The organism is Occallatibacter savannae (genome assembly GCF_003131205.1).
Taxonomy (GTDB): Bacteria; Acidobacteriota; Terriglobia; order Terriglobales; family Acidobacteriaceae; genus Telmatobacter; species Telmatobacter savannae.
Map to the genome: position 1 here is coordinate 518,731 of NZ_QFFY01000002.1, position 21,287 is coordinate 540,017.

Below are 21,287 nucleotides of genomic sequence, written 5' to 3' on the forward strand. Positions count from 1 at the left end.
TGTGTCCAGGAAACATCGAAACGGGTACGGGTCGCCCCCGGGTCCGCAAGACGGCAAAGCTGCGGGTGTGATGTCAGGTTCGGGATCTTTGAGTTTGTTCAGCTTAGGGGACAAACCGGCGAGTGATGGCAGCATCTAAAGATGTTGCCCCGGCCTGACGTTACGCAGCGCAGTTGCAGCGATGTAACCGTTTGCCAGAGCTAGACCACAGCGACAAATGGAGAACATCGGGAGAATGGAGACACGTCTATCTACGGGAATTGGGGGGCTGGACGACGTCCTGCACGGAGGGCTAGCTAAGGGCTTTCTCTACCTCGTTGAGGGGAGCCCAGGCGCGGGGAAGACAACGCTCGCGCTTCAGTTTTTGATCGCGGGAGCGAAGAAGGGCGAGCGGGGGCTTTATATCTCGCTTGCTGAAAGCGACGCAGAGCTGCGGCATGTGGCGGCATCGCACGGGATGGATCTGCGCAACGTGGAGATCTGCAAGATCTCGCCCCCGGAGATTGCAGGCGACGCAGGGAAGCAATATACGGTGTTCCAGCCGGCCGAAGTGGAGTTGTCGGACGTGCTGGAGACGATTCTGGCGAAGGTGCGCGAGATCAATCCCTCGCGAATCATCATCGACTCGATGTCGGAACTTCGCATGCTCGCGCGGGATTCTCTGCGCTATCGGCGGCAGGTGCTGAGCCTCAAGCAGTTCTTTGAAGGGCGGGACTGCACGATTCTGCTGCTCGACGAACGGTTCGGAGACCACCAGGAGAACCAGGTGCAGACGATCGCGCATGGCGTGCTCTGCATGGAGGTGCTTTCCCGCACTTATGGGGTTACGCGGCGCCGGCTCCAGGTGATGAAGATTAGGGCATCCAGCTTCCGAGAGGGGTATCACGACTACGTCATCGTGAAGGGCGGCGTGGTGGTATTTCCAAGGCTGGTATCGGGTGAGCATCGGGCGGCGTCGGTGATGTCGGAAAACCTGCCCAGCGGCGTGAAGGAGTTAGACGAACTGTTTAACGGCGGTGTCCAGAGAGGCACGAGCACGCTAATTGTGGGACCGGCGGGTTGCGGGAAGTCGACGATGTGTACGCAATTCGTTTTGCAGGCGGCAATGCGCGGCGAGAACACCGCGATCTTCACTTTCGATGAAACGCGTCAGTCGTTCCGGGTGAGGAGCCGGGGTCTGGGGGATGGATCTGGATCAGTATCTAGAAAAGGGGCTGATCCATCTTGAGCAGGTGGATCCAGCGGAGTTGTCTCCCGGTGAATTCATTCACAGGATCAGGCGCGGTGTGGAAGAGAAGCGCTGGCGGATCGTGGTGATCGACAGCCTGAACGGGCTGCTGAACGCGATGAGCGAGGAACAGGGGCTGTCCGTACAGCTACATGAACTGCTTGCATATCTAAACCAGGTAGGGGTGGCGTCGTTCCTGGTGATGGCGCAGTACGGGCTGCTGGGAGGAGCGATGGTTTCTCCCATCGACGTGAGCTACCTTGCCGACAACGTACTGCTGCTGCGGTATTTCGAGGCGCTGGGAGAAGTGAGGCAGGCAATTTCGGTGGTGAAGAGGCGGTCGGGCCCACATGAGCGATCGATCCGCGAGATGCAGTTGACTACGGGCCGGCTGGTTATCGGGGAGCCGCTGAAGAACTTCGCCGGAGTTCTGACAGGCACACCGGAGTACAGGGGAGGGCAAAATCTGTTGTGAGCGAACTAGCTGCCAATGTTCCCCGGTTCGTTGTTGTTGCTCCTCTGGGCCGCGATGGTGATCTGATTTCAGGATTCCTGAATGGGTCGGGGTACCCGGCTGCGTGCGTTGGTCATGTGCGCGAGGCGGAAGGAATCGATTGCGCGATGCTCCTGGGGCTCATCGTGACCGACGAGGCATTGCTACGCGGAGGAATCGACGCGCTGAAGCGGATCGTCCATTCGCAGCCGGTGTGGTCGGATCTGCCCGTCATTCTGCTAACCAGCACGGCAACTGAGCCGGGGTGCGCAGCGCTGGCGAGCGAGGCGCGGCTCGAAGTACGAAGCCTCATTTTGCTGGACCGGCCGATTCGCAAAGAGATGCTGCTGAGCGCGATCCAGGTGGCGTTCAACGCACGCCAGAAGCAGCTGCAAGTTCGCGACGCGGCAGTGAAGCAGTTCCAGAGCGATGAAGCGCTGCGGAAGTCGGAACACCTGGCCGTTGCGGGCAGGCTCGTGGCGACCCTGGCGCACGAGGTGAATAATCCTCTGGAGGCACTGGGGAATCTTCTCTTCCTGGTGGAGAACAGCTCGACGCTGGAAGAGGCGCACTCTTTCGGGCAGCTTGCGGTGAAGGAGTTCCAGCGAATCAGCGAGATTGTGAATCACACGCTCAAGTTCCACCGCGCTCCGGCGAAGCCTTCGTTTACGGATGTGGCGGAGCTGGCCATGTCGGCCGTTACGCTTTTCCGCGGTAAGCTGCGCGAGCGGCACATCCGAGAGCGGATCACTTCGGAGCGAGCCTTCGGGTACTGTAACGAGGGCGAGATACGCCAGGCGCTGGTGAACCTCATCGGAAATGCAGTGGATGCGATGCGCGAAGGCGGTATCCTGCGTATCCACGTGATGCCGGTGTCGGTTGGGGGTGTGGAGTATGCGCGCCTGACCGTAGCGGATACGGGAGCGGGAATTCGCAAAGAGATCCGGCCGCAGCTCTTCCGGCAGTTCTTTACGACGAAGGGCAGCAGCGGAACTGGACTGGGGCTGTGGCTGACTCGCGATATTGTGGAGCGGAACGGCGGAAAGCTGAAGTTTCGATCAAGGACGGAGTCGCCCAGCGGGACGGTGTTCGTGATCTATCTGCCGTCGACGCCGCCGGTGGAGCAACCCAAGAGCGTGCAAGAGGGCGGTCAGAGCGCGACCTTTCAGAAGGTCGCAGCGGCGATGTAGGAATGCTGGTTCGCAGTTCCTAGATCTTAGTTCACAGTTCTTAGTTCACAGTTCAACGAGCCACGGAGCGTCGGCACCCTTCGGTGCTCGCTTTGTGGCTCGTTTTCTCGCCTGATCAGTCGATGAAGTAGCCGATCTTCTCGAGGATGTTGTCGTTCAGCTCGACTCCGAGGAGGCGCGGGTTGTAACCGGCTCGGATGTCCTCTTCGAAGTGCTGGAGGACGGTGCCGGGCAGGTCGGTTTGGGCGCGAAGCAAGCGGATGAGCGAGGCGCTGTCGGTGGGGTACTCGTAATCACCCGGAAGCCCGCACGACGGCTTGAGCGTCAGCGAGAGGGGGATCGTTCCGATGCAGGGGTCGCCGGAAGACCGGGCAATGAGATTCATTCGCATGCCGAGAATGGTGGCATCGAAACGCGGCCCCCTCAATGACACAGACAGGGGATGAAGCTACGACCAGGGTAATGGACGGTATTACTTCCGAATGGCGGAAGGGCAAGAAGGGCTGAAACGGCTGCTTCTGCGTTACTTCATGTCCTTCGATTTGGATTTGAGGTAGGTGTCGAAGGGGATTTCGAAGAAGAAGAGCTCATTACCATCGGCATCCCGCAGCTTGTGCAGATTGAGCTTGGCGCCCTGGAGCGGGTGATCGAGCTGCGAGACATCGTAAAAAAGAAAGCCCGCGCGCGTCGTGTGGGGCTCGACGACGAGAGCCTGGTATTCGAACTGATTGAAATCTTCTTCGATGTTTCGATTGCTCGCCTTCGGCTTCATCTTGATGGAGGGGAAAGGCCCCGGCATGGGGATCTTTTTTCCCTCGCGTTCGGTGCGCGTCATGAGGCGCTCGACGTCTTCGGGCTCGGCAGCCTGAATGCGGTCGCCACCGGGAGTGTAGAAGAGGATGCGCGCGTCGCGAAGCGAGATGGGGCGATTGCCGTCATTGGTCACGGTGAGGAGGACGGGCATCACACCGTGGCCGAGGTAGTCGACGCGGAAGATGGATTCTTTCTCGCGGGTGTCGTATGGCTCGACGGCGATGGAGACGTGTTCTTTTTCGTGAGTCTCGACGGCGGGGAAGGAGGTGGCCGGCTGGACGGGCGGCATCTTGTGGTCGCTGGCCCAGGAGGTAGCGGTCAGCCCAATGAACAAATGGAACAGGAGCAGCAGCGTGCGGACGATCTTCATCGGGCTCGACTGTATCATTTGAGGGTTAGACCGGGGGAAGGCACGATCCGTCTCGCATGATTTTGTTTTTGTACAACGTGGCGCTGATCGCGGCACTGGTTGCGGGTGCTCCGTGGTGGCTGTGGCGAGTGGCGACGACGGAGAAATATCGCGAGGGATTTTGGGAGCGCCTGGGACGGGTTCCGCGGAGGCTGAAGAGGCTGGCTGAGGATTACCGGCCGGTGATCTGGCTGCATGCCGTCTCCGTGGGCGAGGTGCTGGCAGTGAGCCGGCTGGTGGAGGAGATCGGGGCGGCGTTTCCGGGATATCGGCTGCTGATTTCGACGACGACGCGGACGGGACAGGCACTGGCGCGGGAGCGATTCGGGGCGGAGCGGGTGTTCTATTGCCCGCTGGATCTACCGTGGGCGGTGAAGGCTTATCTGCATGCATTGCAACCGGCAATGCTGGTGCTGGCAGAGACGGAGTTCTGGCCGAATCTGCTGAACGGGTGTTATCAACGCGGCGTGCCGGTTGCAGTGGTGAATGCACGAATTTCGGACCGGTCTTGGCCGCGTTACCGGATGCTGCGAGCGCTGTGGAGGCCGATTTTGTCACGGCTGAGCCGGGTGCTGGCGCAGAGCGAGCTGGACGCGGAGAGATTGAGGGCGCTGGGGTGCGGGTCGGTTTCGGTTTCGGGAAATTTGAAGTTCGACGTGCGAGTGCCGCGAGAGGCGGAGGCGGTGCGGCTGTTGAAGCTGGCCGGGGCAGGGCTGCGGTTTGTAGTGGCGGGGAGCACGCTGGAGAACGAGGAGGCGACGCTGCTGGAGGCGTGGCCGCGATTGCTGGTGAGCGATGCGAAGCTGATCATGGTGATGGCGCCGCGGCATCCGGAGCGCTTTGGTGCAGTGGCTGCGCTGCTGGAGGCTTCGGGCGCGGCGTGGGTGCGAAGGTCGGAGTGGAAGGGGACGTCGGCCGGAGAATTTGGGCCACTGCGACCGGGACAGGTGGTGCTGCTGGATACGATCGGCGAACTCGCTTCTGTGTATTCGCTGGCGTCCGTGGCGTTTGTCGGTGGCAGCGTTGTGGAGGCAGGCGGGCATAATCCGCTGGAGCCGGCACAGTTTGGGGTTCCGATTGTGATGGGGCCGCACTATGCGAATTTCCGGGCGATCACGGAGGATCTGCGGACGCATGATGCGGTGCGGATTGCGGGGCGGGAAGAACTGGCTAATGCATTGGTGGAATTGCTGACGAATGAGCATGAGGCGCGGGCGATGGGGGAGCGGGCGCGAAGAGTGTTCGAGGCCCAGGCGGGAGCGACGGCCCGGTCAGTGGAGGCGTTGCGGAGCGTTCTGAACATCGTTGCTGAAAAGCCGGTCGTGGCTGGAGCGGGACGGGCATGAGACGTCCACTTCTGTTGCCGCTGATGCCGCTCTACGCGGCGGGAGTGGCTTTGCGCGAATGGAAGCTGGAGCGCGGGTGGGAGCAGGTGCGGCGGCTGCGGTGGCCGGTGATCAGCGTTGGGAATCTCTCGGCAGGAGGTGCGGGGAAGACGCCACTGGTGATTGCGCTGGCGCGGCTTCTGACGAACGAGGGATGGCGCGTCGATGTGCTTTCGCGGGGCTATGGTCGGGAGAGCCGCGGAGCTGCGCGCGTGAGATCGGACGGGAGTGCGGACGAGTTTGGAGACGAGCCGTTGCTGATCGCGCAGAAGACGGGCGTGCCGGTCTGGGTGGCGGCGGAGCGATACGAGGCGGGACAGTTGGCGGAAAGCGAATTGATGCAGGCCGGAGAGACATCGGCGGAGTCGGCTTCTCTGGTGCATCTGCTTGACGACGGATTTCAGCACAGGCAGCTCTATCGAGATGTGGACGTGGTGCTGGTGAATCGCCAGGACTGCGGGGACTATCTGCTGCCGGCGGGGGATCTGCGTGAGCCTGTTGAGGCGCTGGGGAGAGCGAGCGTGCTGGCGATCCCTGCGAGCGATCATGAGTTCGAAGAGGAGTTGCGCGTTTGCGAGTGGAGCGGCCCGGTGTGGCGGGTGCGCAGACGCATGCGCGTGCCGGAGGTGGAGGGCGCGGTGGCAGCGTTCTGCGGCATCGCGCGGCCGGAGCAGTTCTTCGCGGGGCTTGAGGCACGGGGAATGCAGGTAGTCTGCAGGCGGGTCTTCGCGGATCATCATCGCTACTCGCAGCGAGACGTGGAGGGCCTGCTGCAGTGCGCACGGAAGGCGGGTGCGCAGAGTTTCATTACGACAGAAAAGGACCACGTAAGGTTGGGTGCGCTGAGGACAGCGTTCGGGGAGAGGCTGCGGACTGCTGAGTTGCTGAGCGAGTTCGATGATGAGGCGAGCGTTGCCGCGTGGTTGAAGGAGAGGCTGGCGGGAAGACAATTGGCGCAGGATCGGAATGCAACGGAGAAGCACACGACGCGTTGAACACGGCTGTGCGGAGCGATTGGACGTGCGTTTCGCTGTGAGAGAATCTTAGTTTGCAAATGCGGTCCAAGTATCGATTGCTCGTGGTGCGACTGGGGGCCATGGGCGACATTCTGCATGCTTTGCCGGCCGTGACGGCGCTGCGGAAGGCGCATCCGGAGTGGGTGATCGACTGGGTCGTCGAGCCGGTATGGAGCGCGTTGCTGACAGCGGAAACTGGCGCCGTTCGAGATACATCCGCAGCAAAGCCGAAGCAGCCGATTGTGGATCGGGTGCATTTTGCCGGAACACGGAAGTGGCGGCGCAATGTGTTTGCGCGCGAGACGCGGCAGGAGCTCGCCGCGCTTCGGAGGGGGCTGAAGCGAGAACACTACGACGCTGTGGTGGACATGCAGGGCGCGGTGCGGTCGGCGCTGATCGGGCGGATGGCGCGGAGCAGGCGGTACATCGGAGAGGCGAGGCCACGCGAGAGTGCGGCGAAGCTGTTGTTCACGGAAAAGGTGGAGACGCGCGGCGCGCATGTGATCGAGCAGGATGTGGAGCTGGCGCAGGCGATCGCGGGCGATGAGTTGAAGCCGGTGCAGCCGATGCTGCCGTTCGATCCCGAAGCCGAGGAGTGGGCAGAGGGGATGATGGCGGAGGGCGGAGGCACGCCAGTGGTATTGATCAATCCGGGCGCGGGTTGGGGCGCGAAGCGCTGGCCGGTTGAGCGGTACGCGGATGTGGCGCGCGGGTTGTTGAACAGAGGTTGGCAGGTCTTTGTGAACGCGGGGCCGGGCGAAGTAGCGCTGGCCGATGAGGTTGTGAAGCGGACCGGGGGTGGAGCGACCGCGCTCTTGGGGTCGGTGGAGCAGCTGATTGCAATCACGAGACGGATGAGCCTGGCGATTGCGGGGGATACTGGGCCACTTCATCTGGCGTGCGCGCTGGGACGGCCGGTGGTGGGGATCTACGGGCCGACCGATCCGGCGCGAAACGGGCCGTTCGGAACGCGCTTCAAGGTGCTTCGGCATCCGGAGAGCCAGCGGGACCACACCCGTCGTTCGGCGCCGGAGGCCGGGTTGCTGACGATCACGCCGGCTGAGGTGATCGAAGCGGCCGAGGGGCTGCTTTATTCTGAGGCGGCGCGATGACAGAGCAGGCGAGAGCGGTGCAATCCGGGACGATGGAAGCGTGGCAGCGGATTGCGCGCCGGATACGGGTGCCACTGGGATTTGTCACCGCGGCGCTGTACCTCTTTGAGCTGTGGCGGAAACCGCCGCACACGATTGCGATTGCGTGCAGCCTGCTGCTGGTGCTGCCGGGACTCTGGCTGCGCGGGTATGCAGCCGGGTATGTGAAGAAGAATCGCGAGCTGACCCAGACGGGGCCGTATGCGTACACGCGGAATCCGCTGTACCTGGGGTCGATTCTGATTGCGGCGGGATTCGCAGTGGCGTTGCTGAGCTGGCTGGTTGGCGCGATGCTGGCGGCGATGTTTCTGATCATCTATGTGCCGGTGATTGCTTCGGAAGAGCGGTTTTTGCGGTCGACGTTTCCTGATTTCGAGGCGTATTGCAGGCGTGTTCCGAGGCTGGTTCCGAGGCTGGCGGGGGGCGGAACTGCGGGTAGCCAAACCGAAGTTTCATCCGGTAAGTTCTCTGTAGAGCTTTACTTGCGGCACCGCGAGTACAATGCAGCTATAGGAGCCGCCCTGCTCTATCTCAGCCTGCTCTTCCTCCGGCCGGCTTTGGGCCTTGTTGTACACGTGCCGCATCTGTAGCGTGGCAAGCCGGTACGAGTTTCGGTGCTGAACGAGTCAAAGATCTAAGGAGCAGAGCCCAGCAGTGAGAGAGCGCAGAATTCCAAGAACAATTTTTTGCGCGCTTGCTCTAGCGTGTCTGGGCCATGGCCAGCAGCCACCAGTTCCTGTCCAGCAGCTTCCGGCTTTGCCGCCCCCGCGCGCGGGCTTCAGCTTTCCGCAAAAACAGACGCTTACGTACACGGTGGACTGGCGTGTGTTTTCTGCAGGGACCGCGGTGATTCATTTTGAAGAGGCGGGCGACCGGGAGAAGCTGAGCGCGGACGCGAACACCGTTGGCGCGATCAATATGCTGTTCCATGCCAGCGATCATTTTCAGTCGAGCTTCGATCGCACGAAGGGTTGCACGTATCAGTTCGATAAGCAGACGGTGGAGGGCAAGCGGCAGATCAACTCGACCCTGAAGATGGACTATGCACAGGGCAAGTCGATCTTCGACGAGAAGAACCTGGTCAATGGGCAGTCGAAGCACGTGGAGTCGCCCATACCGAGCTGCATGACGGACCTGCTGACCGGGGTGTTTTACGCTTCGTCGCAACCGCTGGAGATCGGACACAACTTCATGATGCCGGTGGTGGACGCGATGCATAACGTGCCGGTGACGATGAAGGTGGAAGCCCGCGAGGTGGTGAAGACCACGCTGGGCACTTTCAAGACGATCAGGGCGCAGCCGACGGCGGATTCAGGCGTGGTGAAAAACCGCGGCAACATCTGGATCTGGTACACGGACGATGAGCGGCACCTGCCCGTGCAGATGAGAGCCAGGCTGTTCTGGGGGACGATCACGTTCCGGCTCGTGGGGAACGAGAACAAGTAGACCAGCTATCAGCTGTCAGCCTTCAGCTCTCAGCGAAGCTCTGCACCCGATGATTTGTTGGAACTGAGAACTGAAGACTACTCTCACTGCATCCTGTAGCGTTCGCGCATGAGGCGCTGCAGACGCGGCCAGTAGATCAGGTTAAAGGCGAGTTCCTTCTCGGGGAACATGAGAAGCGCTGCCTTTCGGGTGTCGGCGACCATCTCTGAGGCCTCTTCCACGCTGAGCGAGGAGTCCTGGGCAATAACCTGCATGACCATGTTGACCATGATCTGGAGGCGTCGGATCTTCCGGCTCTCCTCCTGCAATTCTTCGGGTGATTGCGAGGGTTGCTGATGCGCGGCGTCGGGCCCTGACGGGGAAGCTGGAACCGTGTCGGCAGGCATGTCCCAGGGGTTTCGAGTTAAACCCATGCGGCAATTCCTCCTGGGTATTGGATGAAATTGTCGTGCTTTCAGAGCATGGTAGCAGCGGATTTGTGAGACGGGGATGGCCGCGGAGAGCGTCAGGACTCTAGCGAGCCACCCGCAGCGGCGCGGACGCGGAGTCTTTCCAACTGGTCACGCGATTGTTCTGGAAGAACACGTGCGAGTTGCCGTACCCGAAGTCGTTGTCAGAGAAGATCGTCGGTGTTCCCTGGAGGGCGATGACATCGCTCTTCGTGGAGCCGAGGCCAAAGGTATTCAGGCCCGGAACGGAGGGCGTCTCGGACCAGAGCTTGACCCGGATCGGAGCTGCTGGATCGATCTTCCATCCCGCGACCTGGCCGTTCTTGAAGTCGATTTCGGATCCCGAGTAGAACATCTTTTCGCCGGTGGAGGATGTCGGGTTTCCGAGAACGGAGATCACCTCGGCAGGGGTCAGGCCGGCGGTGATGTATGGCTTTGCGGCGACGAGGTGCTTCTGTGCCTGCTGGGCCGGCGAAATCTTTTCCTTTTGGGATGCGGGGGTTGTTTCAGCGGCAGCAACGGTGGTGGATGTGGCCGGAGCAGCGACGGGAGCAGGTTGAGCCGCGGAGGTTGAGGTCGAGCCGAAGTGGACGGAGAAGTCGTGTTGGAGCTCGAGTTTCAACTCATTCCAGGAGCGAGCAGTCAGCTGGTTGCTGGAGAGGAAGGAGTCCCCGGCGAACCACAGGATCGCTACGAACGCGACAGCTCCCAGGGCGATGCCGATTCGTAGCAGAATCCCGGGAAGGCGGGACTTCTCGCGCCGGCGGAGAATTCGCTTGATCTCTTCGGTTTCCTCGCCTTCGAAGTCGAAGTCCGAGGGCACGAACGGACGCTCTGGAGTGGGCGGCTTCTCGGCGGGTCGTTCCGGTCTTTGCTTTGGGTGGGTGAGCAGATAGTCGTGTGCGCTGTTGATCTCTTTCAGCTTCTCTTCGGCGTCCTTGCTGAGTTTGGGGTCATGGGAGAAGCGGTCCGGGTGCCAGACCTTGACGAGGGTCCTGTAGGTGTTTTCGATGAGATCGGACGTCGCATCGGAGGTGAGCCCGAGTGTCTGCAGGGAGACGCAGCGATCGCAGAGGCCGCCGAAGGTGTCAGCCACCATCCCGCATGCGCACAGGGACTTTCCGGCTTTGGATGGATCGAAGACCATGGGGGGATCCAGTCGGATGGTTTTGCTGGAATCGTAGCATCCGGCAGGCGGTCGCGGGCTGGTTTAGGCCGGAACCGCTGAACTTCAGTTACCGATTGGCGGACTTACTTCCGGTTTGGAGAGTAACTCGGGAGGAAGCTGCACTTCATTAACTTCAAGTCGCACAGATGGTGCAGATCTGAGCTGGTTCAGGCCGAGCCGCCCGTGCCGCGTCCCGTTTTATTGAGCTCACTGTAGAAGGCCAAATCGCGGCCCTCCTGCATTTTGGTGATGTAGACGATCTGGCTGCAGTGGAGGCCGAAGTGCTCGACGACCTGATACACGGCGGCGAGACCGCTTACTGTATAGCCCTGAATCTGCCACGTTGCGAGGAGCTCTTCGGGGGTGAGGCGGACGAGCACCTTGGCAGCTTCGTCGATGGTCTGGCCGAGGCGAGCGAGCAGATCTGCGGCGGAGATGTCTCCGGTAGCGTTGAACTCCGCGGGGCGATCGCGGTTGTCGGGAAGGCGATCGAAGGACGCGACGAGCCACTGCCAAACGTTGCCATTGAGATGAAGGATCAGGTTGCCAATGCTGTTGCTGGCTTCGTTGGGACGCCACCAGATCTGTTCATCGCTTAGCGGCTCGACTGCTTTGCGAAGGCGCGGCCAGTACTGGTTGAGGAGTTTATTGCGGGAGAAGTCGAGGAAAAGATCGCAGGCTCCATCGGACGGCATGGGATGAGCCCTCCTTGAAACGATTTTAGCTGGCGCGTCCCGATCGCAGCGGGGAGCAGACACAAATCCGGATGCAGGCGAGGTGCCTGCATCCGGAATGTTCTTGCAGAGAGCTGTCAGTTTATTCAGAGGTGTTAGGAGGCAAGCGCCTGAATGCTGTCGACGTGGATCATCTTGGAGTCTGCGTCGAGCTTGCCGGTTACCTTGACGGTTTTGCCTTCGAAGGTCTGCGCCTTGGTGGAGTCGTCCAGCTTGTAGATGCCGCCCGATGAGTCGCGGAGAACGTAGTTCTCTCCGTCCTTTACGACAGTGCCGGTGAAGGTCGTCGCCTTGGTGGCATCCTGGTTCGGCATGCTCGACTGGTCAGGCGATGCCTGAGCAGGCGGGTTCTGTGCCGGTGGAGCCTGGGGTTCCTGGATGACGGGCATCGGGGAAGCCGCATTCATTGCAAATCCCTGGGCCTGAGAACTGGCGATCATCAGAGCGCAGGAGGAGAGTCCGAGAAGTAGCATTCTAGTTTTCATATAAACCTCCGGTGGGTCTGGACGTTTGCCCTACGCTCCGTCAGGTCTTGCTTCGACGTGGCAACGATCTCGGGGAAACGGCCTCGTCTTGCGGTGACTATAGTTAGCAATGAGCATGCCAATTGGATTTCGCTTTAGATCTAAGAATTTGCGTGGATGAAACGGGTGATGTGCGATAGGTAAGAACTTCCGGCTGGGAAAAAAGTGCCGGAGAAAACTCCACGGGGATGCTGACGCAGGAGTGGGACGGCGGTTCGTAGCTGGATTGTGCTAGCATCCCGGCAAGCAACTCCGCCATACTCCAAGGACCTTTTCGATGCAGACCACCCTGCGGCCGCTCACTTTGGGAGAGATTCTCGACCGCACCGCCGAGCTCTACCGGACACACTTCCTACTTCTTGCGGGCATCTCTTCCGTTTACGCGGGAGTGCTGCTGGTGATTGGGTTGGCGCAGGTGGGAGCGCAACACGCGTTCTCAGCGATGCACATGACTACCGGACTCATTGCCGGCGCGGTGGTCGGGATTGTGCTGATGTTCCTGGTGGGGCTAGTGTGCGGCGGACTTGCAGTGGCCGCGAATACTCGCGCGGTGGGTTGGCTTTACCTGGGCGAGCCGGCGAGCATCAGCGCGGCGTACAGCGCAGTTCTGCCGAAGACGCGGCGATATGTCTGGCTGCTGACCATCATCTATTTCGTGGCGTGGTTTCCGTGTGTGCTGATCTATGCGGGATACGCGGTATTGATGCTGCACTACGTGCGCGCATCGGGGATGCTGGACCCTCATGCGGGGAGGCCGCTCGACCCGAATACCGCGCTGATGCTGGGCGGGGCGACGGTGCTGTTTCTGCTGCTGGTGGTGGTGTTCGGGATCTACGGAATCCTCATGAGCCTGCGCTACTCGCTCGCGGTGCCGGCGTGCACGGTTGAGGATCTGAAGGCGCGCGCGGCCATCAAGCGGAGCGTCCTGTTGAGCAAGGGATCGCGCGGACGGATATTCATGCTGGGGCTGCTGACGATCATCATCCAGATTGGGCTCGCGGGACTTACACAGGGTTTTTTCATCGTCGCAGGCATCAAGAGCAAAGGCATGCTGCCGCTGTGGATGAGCGTGCTGCAGCAGCTGCTGGCATTTGTAACGAATACATTTGTCGGGCCGATCTATGCGACTGGATTCACCCTCTTCTATTTCGACCAGCGGATTCGAAAAGAGGGCTTCGACATCGAACACATGATGACGGCAGCGGGTATGACGCCAGCGCTCGCATCTGTGGAGGCTCAGGCTCCACTCGATCCAATGCGGGCGGAAGCGGGCAGCGCGAATGAATGAGGCGCTTCCGTCGATGACACTCGGGCCGCTCAGACTCGGCGAAATCCTGGACAAAACTGCGCAGATCTATCGTTCGCGTTTCCTTGTTTTTCTGGGGATAGCGACGATCCCTGCCGGGACGATCTTTGTGTTCGTGGCCGGAATCATTGGCCTGGCCGGATGGATCGGGCCGAAGGTGAGCGAGGGACTCACGGCCGCGAATGCAGGAGCGTGGGCCGGAATTATCGTTTTGGGTCTTCTGCTGGTGCCCGCAACTGTGGGCTCGACTGCTCTGGCTGAAGCAGCGATGGCGGATGCAGCGGCGAGATCGTTTCTGGGATACCCGATTACGATTCGCGAGTCGTACAAGACGGCGTGGCGACGGGGGTGGCGGTATATCGGGATACTGCTGCTGCAAGGGCTCGCGATTTTTATGGGGCCGATGATCTTCTTCGGCTTCGCGGTTGGAGTCATGGTCGCGGCCCGGGTGAGCGGCTACAACGCGAATGACTCGAGTCCTCTGTTTGGCGGCCTGTTGTTCCTGCTGCTCGTTGGCTTCGCCGCTTTTGCAGCATGGATGCTGTTGCGCCTGTGCCTGGCATTTCCTGCCTCGGTAGTAGAACAGACGGGCGCATGGAATGCGTTGAAGCGCAGCGTAGGGCTGAGCGCTGGAACAAAGAGGCGCATTCTTGTGCTCTACATTCTCGGCGTCCTTTTGAACCAGATCATTGCCTGGATGGTGATGTTTCCGGCGCTGATTCTGATTGCGATGATTCCGGCGCTACAGGGCCAGGCTCACGCGCGCGCAATGGGCACCTTCATGACGTTTGCCATGTATGGCGCGATGTTCGTCGTTCGCGCACTGACGAAGCCGGTGTTCGGGATTGGGTTAACGCTGTTCTATTTCGACCAGAGGATTCGGAAGGAAGGGTTCGACATCGAGTGGATGATGCAGAAGGCGGGAATGGTGGCGGTACCGGCTACGTACACCCGCGATGCAGATGACCTTTCAGCGAGTTTGCCCGCCGCGGATCATCCGGTACCTGTGCCAGTGGAAGCCCACGAACTCGCGACCATAGAATCGTTTGTCATGCAGCCAGATCCCCTTCGCAACAGCCCCGATAAGAGTCAGGCATGACGGATGGAAATGCCACGCCACTGCATCGAATGAAGACCGGTCAGATCCTAGAACGAGTTTTTCAATTGTGCTGGAAAGGACGAAAGACATTGGTGGCGATCGCGATCGTGCCGCCAGCGACTCTCTTTGCAACGCTTGCCGCGGCGATGGGCAGCTTTATGATTCCGTTCATTGCGCGGATGCCGAAGAATATGTCCGCGGAACAGACTCCCAGGATGGGATTCGTGTTCTTCTTTTGTATGAGCGTCGTAATGACCTTGTGCTCTGCTGCTTTTGCTCCGTCGCTTGCAGCCTGTTGCTATGCATCGGTGCATGCTGACCTAGGCAGCAGCCATGTGACCTTCAGAGAATCGTATGCTTTCGCGTGCAAGCGCTATTGGAGCTATCTTGCACTTTTCTTCCTGACCATCCTGATTGCAACGAGCCCTGTTCTGGTGCTGGAGGCGTTTACAGCCGTTTCAGCACTTTCACTGAAGTATCACCCTAGAGAAATAGGTCCAGGACTGGTGGCCCTGATCCCTGTCGGCATGATCGTATTCATTGGTGTCTACGTTCTATCCATCGTCTTGACGCTCCGCATTTCGTTAGCGTTTCCCGCGTGCGTGACGGAGTCTTTGGGCGCATCCGCAGCCCTCAGGCGCAGTGACCTGCTTACACGCGGAGCAAAAGGGAGAATCTTTCTCGTTTTGCTGGTTGTGTACGCAGCGTGCTATGCGGCTTACCTGGTAGGGTTCTTCGTCGTGGCTATCTGGTTTGCCTTCTTATCTGCTGCCTCGCTCACGATGGGAGGACATGTTCCAATAATCCTTACGTTGATTATGGGAGTGCTAACTCTGCTTGGTGTCCTATGCATGATGATCTTTTTCATGGCATGTGCCGGTGCAGGAATTAGCACCGCTTTAGCGGTGATCTATAACGACCGGCGGCGAGTAACCGACAGAAGATCTGAAGATATGGCTCCAATGGGTGCACCGGTATGAGGTTCGCACGGTTTTGCGACTGCGCGGTCTTTATCCTCGCTGCCTGTTTACCCGGGCCCGTGTGCCTTGCGCAGAAGATTCCTGCTCCTACTTCTCAGCCGGCGGTGCGGGCAGACGATGTCTCGCTCGATGGATACCAGCAGCATCTGATTCGATTGCAATCGGCGCTAGGTATTTGTTCGAAGGAGCGGGATGCGAAGAGCTGTGACCCTGGCCTGATCGGAGACGACGATCGCGTGACTGTCGTTGTGGGTCAGGCAGCGCAGCGGCGCGTGGTGCGATATGGCTGGCTGCGGGTGCTGTTTCAAAAGGCTGCGACAAGGGATGAGGGAGGCAACAACGCCAAAGGCGGCGCGGCTAAAGCTGCGAAGAACGAGGCGGGGCCGCCAACGACGGAGCTTCTGAAGGATGCCAAGGCGCGGCTTGAAACGGATCTGGCCGAGTCGCGTGCGCCGATTGCAGTTCCTCCAGTTCACGCGAGAGAACGCGCCGTGATGCGCGAGGTGCTGGCGGGCAAAGAATTTCGCAATCTGCAGGAACAGACTGTGCAGGACTCGGTGCTGGAGAGGTTTGCGCGCTGGCTGAACCACTTGTTTGCGAATGTGAGTTTCCTCAGAATGTCGTCGGCGTGGATCGGGCGAGTGCTCGTCTGGGGATTCATCCTGGGAGTATGTGTCGCGCTGGTGTATTCGTTGATCCGCCTGGAGCGGCGGTGGCGGGTGAAGCTCACGCCTGAAGACGATCAGATGCCCGCTCCCGGTGCTGCATCGGCGCGCGACTGGCAGTTGTGGCTCGAGGACGCGCGGCGTGCGGCGGCCAATAGAGAGTGGAGAGAGGCGATTCATTTTGTCTACTGGGCGGCGATCTCGAGGCTCGAGTCGCGGCGCTTGTGGCCGGCGGATCGTGCGAGGACTCCGCGCGAGTATCTGGCGCTGGTTGCCCACGAGGATCCGCGCAGACCGGGTTTGTCGCAGCTGACGAATACGTTTGAGCGCTTCTGGTACGGCGGGCGGGAGGCGGCGGAGGACGACTACAGGGCGGCGGAGAGCGTTGCGACGGGGTTGATCGGCAGCGGGGCCAGTCCGGATCGAGGTGCGCGATGAGGTTCATGTCGTCGCTCGACGCGAAGGACAGGAAGCTGCTGCTGTGGAGTGTGGGCATCGCGGTGGGGCTGGCGGTTGTGATCGCGCTGGTGATGCCGGACGAGAATAACGATCAGAATCCGATGCCTTCCACATATCTGGCGGGAAAGCACGGGGCGCGTGCTGCGTATGAGACGCTGGTGCGATCGGGGTACGGCATCGAGCGCTGGGAGCGTCCGCTGTCGGAGCTGGCGGCATCGGCGGGCCCGAATACGGTTGTGATTCTCGCGCAGCCCTTCAGCCGCGAGACCGATGACTACAAGGCCGTGGATCAGATTGTTGCGCGGGGCGGGCGTGTGCTGGCGACGGGTTTATACGGAGGGTATCTGCTGCCCGAGGGCCAGGTAAGCGAGCCGAAGAACTTCACTTTCGCGGCGTGTCAGCTGGATGCGGATGGACTGGACGCGCTCGCTGGCACCGGCGAGGTGTGGATGGTGCCTGAAGCGAGCTGGAACGTGGGCAATCCCGCACAGAGGACGCAGTATGACTGTGCTGGGCAGCCGGCGGTCGTCGAATACGATTACGGCAAAGGGCATGTTGTGTGGTGGGCGAATTCGACGCCGTTGGAAAATGCGGCGCTGGCCCGCGGAGCGGATTTCGATCTGCTGCTGAATTCGATCGGGCCGCGTGAAGGGCATCAGATTTACTGGGACGAGTCGCTGCATGGGGAGATGCGATCGACGTGGAGCTTCGTCGGCGGTCCGACCGTGCGGCTGCTGTGGGTGGGTCTGATTCTGACTTCGATTCTGATTGTGTTCAGCTTCAGCAGGCGGAGCGGGCCGGTGCGCGAGTTGCCGGGTGCGCCGCGCGCCACGCCGATTGAGTTTCTGGATGCGCTGGGATCACTTTACCGCAGTGCAGGGGCGAGTTCGACGGCTGTCTCGATCGCGTGGGAGCGGTTCCGACGCAGTGCGCTGCGGATGTGCGGGCTGCGGCAATCGAAAATCAGCGCAGACGAACTGGCTGCGGCGATCCGAAGGCGTTTTCCGAATGCGGACGCGGCGTTGGAAGATGACCTCCGTTCGTGCGAGGAGGCAGCCCGGAATGAAAAGATTGAGCCACGCGAGGCTTTGAAGGCGATTCAAACGCTGCATCATCATCGGCAGTTGCTGATGGCTGCGGCTAGATCAGGAAGCAGATTCGTGGCGAGCAACGAGATCAAACAGGGAAGGCGCTCATGAGCGAGGAATTGCGAGAGAACGGCAAGGTTCAACAGGCGGGATTTGCAACCGGCGGGGCCGGGCTTCGCGCGACGAGCGAGCTAATTGCGCATGCGCGCACGGAACTGAGCCGCGTGATCTCCGGCCAGACACATGCGGTGGAAGAGGTGCTGATTGCGGTGCTTTGCCAGGGGCATGCGCTGCTCGAGGGCGTGCCGGGAATCGCGAAGACGCTAATGGTGAAGACGCTGGGGCGGCTGCTCGGGCTGGGCTTCCAACGCGTCCAGGCTACGCCGGACCTGATGCCGGCCGACATTCTAGGCACCTCGATTCTGCGGCCGGGGACGGATGCATTTACGTTCCATGCTGGGCCGGTGTTTACGGATCTGCTGCTGGTGGACGAAATCAATCGCATGCCTCCCCGCACGCAGGCTGCGCTGCTGGAGTGCATGGAAGAGCGGCAGGTGACGAGTGACGGAACGCGGCGTCCGTTGCCGGCTTGGTTCACGGTATTTGCGACGCAGAACCCGGTGGACTTTGAAGGAACCTATCCGCTCCCGGAGGCGCAGCTCGATCGCTTTCTGATGAAGATCAGGGTGTCGTATCCGACGGAAGCGGAGGAGTTGCAGATTCTGGAGCGGCATCATGCGGGAAGCGGAGCGGGGCTGCTGGAGGATGTGGCGATCGCGGCGATTCCAGAGGGCATGCTGGACGCAGCGCGGGCGGAGGTGCGTGCGATTCGCATCGAGCCGGAGTTGTACGGGTACATTCTGAGCCTTGCGCGGCGTACCCGTGAGTGGCCGACGCTGTTGCTGGGCGCAAGTCCGCGTGCCGCGCTGAGCCTGATGCGGGTGGCGCAGGCATCGGCGGCGTTCGATGGGCGCGACTACCTGGTGCCGGATGATGTGAAGCGGGCGATTCCGCCGGTGCTGCGGCATCGCGTAATGCTGAAGCCGGAGGCAGAGCTCGAGGGGTTCGATGCAGACCGCGTGCTGGCTGACGTGATTGCGGCGGTGCCGGTTCCGCGCCAATGATCGCTCCGCAGTTCCATCCCGGCGAAGTTCGAGGGCAATGCGAGCCGCACGGCAAGATGGGCTTCGCGCTCACGCCGCGGAGCATTGCGCTGCTGCTGGCCGGGTTTGCGTTTCTCGTCTTTGGGCTGTGGGACGTGCGGCTGAGCTACGCAATGCTGGCGTGGGATGCGCTGGTGCTGCTGGCGGCGCTTCTGGATGGAATGCGATTGCCGAAGGCGGAGAACCTCGCTGCGACACGAAGGTGGTCGAACGCTCCCTCACTCGATAGCCAGACGGAGATCGAGCTGACGATTGAGAATCGCGGCTCGGTGATTCTGGAGTGCCGGCTGACCGATGATTTGCCGGCTGCGCTGATGGATGCGACGGCGCATTCGGAGCCGCTGCTGGTGACGGCGTTTCCGCGAGTGCCGGCTTCGGTGCGGTACCGGATCGAGCCGCAGGAGCGGGGAGACTGCACGACGGGTCTGCTGTACGTGCGTTATCGTTCGCCGCTCGGACTGGCGGAGAGGTGGGCAAAAGCGCCGCTGACGCAGACTGTTCGCGTCTATCCGATGCTGCGGACGAGCGAGGAGCAGCAGATCTTTCTGGCACGCAGCCGGCAGATCGATCTGCAGTTGCGGCAGACGCGGCAGCGCGGGCTGGGGCGCGATTTCGAAAGCCTGCGTGAGTATCGTGAGGGCGACGATCTGCGTGATATCTGCTGGACGGCGAGTGCACGCAGGGGAAACCTGATTACGCGGCAGTATCAGACGGAGCGAAGCCAGCCGGTATGGATCGTGCTGGATTGCGGGCGGCTGATGCGTTCGCGCGTGGTTGCGGCTCCACAGGCGCATGCGGCAATGCCGCTGGCCTCGGGAAGTCTGCGGGCGCATTCGAAGCTGGATCATGCGTGTTCGACCGCGGTGGCGCTGGCGCAACTCGCGCTGTTCTCCGGCGACCGCGTTGGACTGCTGGCGTATGGGCAGACGGTGCAGCAGCGGCTGCTGCCGGGGCGCGGCGCGGCGCATCTGCGGCAGATGATTGAGCTGCTGGCGCAGGTGAGGGCGGAGTCGAGCGAAGCCGATCACCTGCGGGCGACCGCGTTGATGGGACGGCTGCAGCCGCGTCGGTCGCTGATTTTGTGGATCACGGACCTGGCGGAGACGGCAATGCGGCCGGAGGTGATTGACGGCGCGATGCAACTGCTGCGTCGGCATGTGCTGCTGTTTGTCGCGATGGCGCAGCCGGAGGTGGATGCGATTGCGCAGGAGCGGCCGAAGACCGTGGAGCAGATGTTTCGCAGCGCCGCGGCTCAGGAACTGGCGGGGAGGCGCGAGCTGCTGATTGCGCGGCTGCACGAGCAGGGAGCGCTTACGCTCGACCTGAACCCGGAGGCGGTGACATCTTCCGTGCTGAACCAGTACCTGATGGTGAAGGAACGGGCGATGGTGTAGCAAAAAAAGGCCCGTCGTTTCAGACAAGAACGCCGGGCCTTTGTGCAACTGATCGGTTGCGCTACTTCTTGGGTACAGAGATGGTGATGTTGCGGTAGGCGATTACGCCGTGGTGATCGCCCTGCAAGTAAAACGGTCCCGGCTCTGCTTCGTTGCTGTCGAGAGCGCCGCCCGTGGGGCCGGGCAACTCGACGTTATCGTGGTACATCTTGCCATCGCGCAGAACGGTGACGTGCCGGCCGACGAGGGTAATGTCGAAAGCCGTCCACTTGCCAAGATTGTTTTCCGCGCCTTGCGGCGGCGGATACCAGCTGTAGATTGCGCCCATCTCGTGCGAGGGAAGCTTACCGCCTTCCGTGCCGACTTGCACTTCGTAGCGTCCGCGCAGATAGATGCCGCTGTTACCGCCTTCCGGACAGTTCACTTCGATATGCAGCTTGAAGTCCTGGAACTTCTCTGTCGTTTTGATGTTGGCTGCGCCGTGGACCTTCTGGCCCGGAACTTCGGGATTATCGTTGACCAGCTCGCCATTGCGCGCGACCCACTTGTTGTTGTCGACGTTGCCGACGGGCTCCCAGCCCTTCAGGTCTTTGCCGTCGAAGATAGGCCGGGGCTTGGTCCACTGCTTCGGCATGGGGCGATCAAGCGAAGGAGCCGTCACTCCCGCGAGCTTTGGACCCTCGGTGCTGCCGTGCTTCTCAATGCCTGAAATCTTGCCGGATCCGGAAGAGGTGATTTCCCAGGTCGTGGTGGGGCTGAGGTTCACGATCAGTTTGCCTGCGTCGACGTGCGCGCCTTCGATGGGGTGCCAAGCGCCGCCGCGTGGCTGCACTTTCCCCTCGATTTTGCCGCCGTTGTCGGTGAGCTCCATCCATTGCGGATAGGGATCGCCGCTGGATGGGGTGGCAGTCATGTCCCAACGGCCGAGGAATTGTTTAGCATCTTGCGCCGCGAGGTTCGCGACGAGGGCAGTGGCCAGGAGTGGTAACAGCAGCATCTTCTTCAGCATCTCCAGAGTGTAACAACGCGATGCGCATCGGCGGTTACCGAATAAGTTTCGACCCGCGGCGAATGAGGCGAGCGACTGCCGGGCGCTGTTTCGCAATCCAATGTAGATGTGCTTTGTA

22 protein-coding genes are annotated in these 21,287 nt (G+C 61.1%); 15 read left to right on the forward strand and 7 right to left on the reverse strand.

Features of this window, described 5'->3' with window-relative positions:
* The first annotated feature begins 235 nt into the window (after positions 1-235).
* From DHV10_RS09655 to DHV10_RS09660, 3 genes are read left to right on the forward strand one after another with little or no spacing between them, the layout of a single operon-like run.
* On the forward strand, positions 236-1,228 hold the full coding sequence (locus DHV10_RS09655) for a DUF7125 family protein (protein ID WP_275425905.1): 993 nt from the start codon (positions 236-238) through the stop codon (positions 1,226-1,228).
* A complete protein-coding gene (locus DHV10_RS27980) occupies positions 1,185-1,703 on the forward strand; it encodes an ATPase domain-containing protein (RefSeq protein WP_275425906.1) in 519 nt (172 codons plus the stop codon). Before DHV10_RS09655 ends, DHV10_RS27980 begins: the two co-directional genes overlap by 44 nt.
* Entirely contained in the window at positions 1,700-2,911 is a 1,212-nt protein-coding gene (locus DHV10_RS09660; protein ID WP_109486135.1) for a sensor histidine kinase, read from the forward strand. Before DHV10_RS27980 ends, DHV10_RS09660 begins: the two co-directional genes overlap by 4 nt.
* A gap of 115 nt (positions 2,912-3,026) precedes the next feature.
* Here DHV10_RS09660 and DHV10_RS09665 read toward each other — a convergent pair whose 3' ends face one another.
* Positions 3,027-3,296: a hypothetical protein gene (locus tag DHV10_RS09665; RefSeq protein WP_239461427.1), complete on the reverse strand. Its 270-nt coding sequence runs from the start codon at positions 3,294-3,296 to the stop codon at positions 3,027-3,029.
* Between the two features lie 138 nt (positions 3,297-3,434).
* Positions 3,435-4,094: a hypothetical protein gene (locus DHV10_RS09670; RefSeq protein WP_109486137.1), complete on the reverse strand. Its 660-nt coding sequence runs from the start codon at positions 4,092-4,094 to the stop codon at positions 3,435-3,437.
* Positions 4,095-4,150: 56 nt separating this feature from the next.
* Here DHV10_RS09670 and DHV10_RS09675 point away from each other — a divergent pair, with 56 nt between their 5' ends.
* From DHV10_RS09675 to DHV10_RS09695, 5 genes are all read left to right on the forward strand, one after another.
* On the forward strand, positions 4,151-5,479 hold the full coding sequence (locus DHV10_RS09675) for a 3-deoxy-D-manno-octulosonic acid transferase (RefSeq protein ID WP_109486138.1): 1,329 nt from the start codon (positions 4,151-4,153) through the stop codon (positions 5,477-5,479).
* Positions 5,476-6,513, forward strand: a complete 1,038-nt coding sequence (gene lpxK / locus DHV10_RS09680; RefSeq protein WP_109486139.1) for a tetraacyldisaccharide 4'-kinase — start codon at positions 5,476-5,478, stop codon at positions 6,511-6,513. The genes DHV10_RS09675 and lpxK overlap by 4 nt, the downstream gene beginning before the upstream one ends.
* A 59-nt stretch (positions 6,514-6,572) precedes the next feature.
* The gene (locus DHV10_RS09685; RefSeq protein WP_109486140.1) at positions 6,573-7,646 is read left to right on the forward strand and encodes a glycosyltransferase family 9 protein; all 1,074 of its coding nucleotides are present in this window, start codon (positions 6,573-6,575) and stop codon (positions 7,644-7,646) included.
* The gene (locus DHV10_RS09690; RefSeq protein ID WP_239461429.1) at positions 7,643-8,275 is read left to right on the forward strand and encodes a methyltransferase family protein; all 633 of its coding nucleotides are present in this window, start codon (positions 7,643-7,645) and stop codon (positions 8,273-8,275) included. Before DHV10_RS09685 ends, DHV10_RS09690 begins: the two co-directional genes overlap by 4 nt.
* A 166-nt stretch (positions 8,276-8,441) precedes the next feature.
* Positions 8,442-9,131 (forward strand): DUF3108 domain-containing protein, encoded by a 690-nt coding sequence (locus DHV10_RS09695; RefSeq protein WP_239461431.1) that lies wholly within the window; start codon positions 8,442-8,444, stop codon positions 9,129-9,131.
* Between the two features lie 83 nt (positions 9,132-9,214).
* Here DHV10_RS09695 and DHV10_RS09700 read toward each other — a convergent pair whose 3' ends face one another.
* The 4 genes from DHV10_RS09700 to DHV10_RS09715 form a co-directional block, all read right to left on the reverse strand.
* Positions 9,215-9,544: a hypothetical protein gene (locus DHV10_RS09700; protein ID WP_239461433.1), complete on the reverse strand. Its 330-nt coding sequence runs from the start codon at positions 9,542-9,544 to the stop codon at positions 9,215-9,217.
* A 100-nt stretch (positions 9,545-9,644) separates the two neighbouring features.
* Positions 9,645-10,727, reverse strand: a complete 1,083-nt coding sequence (locus DHV10_RS09705) for a J domain-containing protein (protein ID WP_109486142.1) — start codon at positions 10,725-10,727, stop codon at positions 9,645-9,647.
* Between the two features lie 188 nt (positions 10,728-10,915).
* Positions 10,916-11,443, reverse strand: coding sequence for a DUF1572 family protein (locus tag DHV10_RS09710; protein ID WP_109486143.1), 528 nt, complete (start codon positions 11,441-11,443; stop codon positions 10,916-10,918).
* A gap of 134 nt (positions 11,444-11,577) precedes the next feature.
* Positions 11,578-11,967 carry a DUF5818 domain-containing protein gene (locus tag DHV10_RS09715; RefSeq protein WP_162601380.1) on the reverse strand — a complete coding sequence of 130 codons (390 nt, stop codon included), beginning with the start codon at positions 11,965-11,967 and terminating at the stop codon, positions 11,578-11,580.
* Positions 11,968-12,283: 316 nt separating this feature from the next.
* On the opposite strand from DHV10_RS09715, the gene DHV10_RS09720 reads away from it, so the two are divergent.
* Genes DHV10_RS09720 through DHV10_RS09750 form a run of 7 tightly spaced genes read left to right on the forward strand, consistent with a single transcriptional unit; the run spans position 12,284 to position 20,160 of the window.
* Positions 12,284-13,294, forward strand: a complete 1,011-nt coding sequence (locus tag DHV10_RS09720; RefSeq protein WP_109486145.1) for a hypothetical protein — start codon at positions 12,284-12,286, stop codon at positions 13,292-13,294.
* Positions 13,287-14,411 (forward strand): hypothetical protein, encoded by a 1,125-nt coding sequence (locus tag DHV10_RS09725; RefSeq protein ID WP_109486146.1) that lies wholly within the window; start codon positions 13,287-13,289, stop codon positions 14,409-14,411. The genes DHV10_RS09720 and DHV10_RS09725 overlap by 8 nt, the downstream gene beginning before the upstream one ends.
* Positions 14,408-15,391: a hypothetical protein gene (locus DHV10_RS09730; RefSeq protein WP_162601381.1), complete on the forward strand. Its 984-nt coding sequence runs from the start codon at positions 14,408-14,410 to the stop codon at positions 15,389-15,391. Before DHV10_RS09725 ends, DHV10_RS09730 begins: the two co-directional genes overlap by 4 nt.
* Positions 15,388-16,494, forward strand: coding sequence for a DUF4129 domain-containing protein (locus DHV10_RS09735; protein WP_109486148.1), 1,107 nt, complete (start codon positions 15,388-15,390; stop codon positions 16,492-16,494). Before DHV10_RS09730 ends, DHV10_RS09735 begins: the two co-directional genes overlap by 4 nt.
* A complete protein-coding gene (locus DHV10_RS09740; RefSeq protein WP_109486149.1) occupies positions 16,491-17,714 on the forward strand; it encodes a DUF4350 domain-containing protein in 1,224 nt (407 codons plus the stop codon). Before DHV10_RS09735 ends, DHV10_RS09740 begins: the two co-directional genes overlap by 4 nt.
* Positions 17,711-18,727 carry an AAA family ATPase gene (locus DHV10_RS09745; protein ID WP_109486150.1) on the forward strand — a complete coding sequence of 339 codons (1,017 nt, stop codon included), beginning with the start codon at positions 17,711-17,713 and terminating at the stop codon, positions 18,725-18,727. The genes DHV10_RS09740 and DHV10_RS09745 overlap by 4 nt, the downstream gene beginning before the upstream one ends.
* The gene (locus DHV10_RS09750; RefSeq protein ID WP_109486151.1) at positions 18,724-20,160 is read left to right on the forward strand and encodes a DUF58 domain-containing protein; all 1,437 of its coding nucleotides are present in this window, start codon (positions 18,724-18,726) and stop codon (positions 20,158-20,160) included. The genes DHV10_RS09745 and DHV10_RS09750 overlap by 4 nt, the downstream gene beginning before the upstream one ends.
* Before the next feature lie 61 nt (positions 20,161-20,221).
* Here DHV10_RS09750 and DHV10_RS09755 read toward each other — a convergent pair whose 3' ends face one another.
* Positions 20,222-21,157, reverse strand: coding sequence for a 3-keto-disaccharide hydrolase (locus DHV10_RS09755; protein ID WP_239461435.1), 936 nt, complete (start codon positions 21,155-21,157; stop codon positions 20,222-20,224).
* Positions 21,158-21,287: the final 130 nt, after the last annotated feature.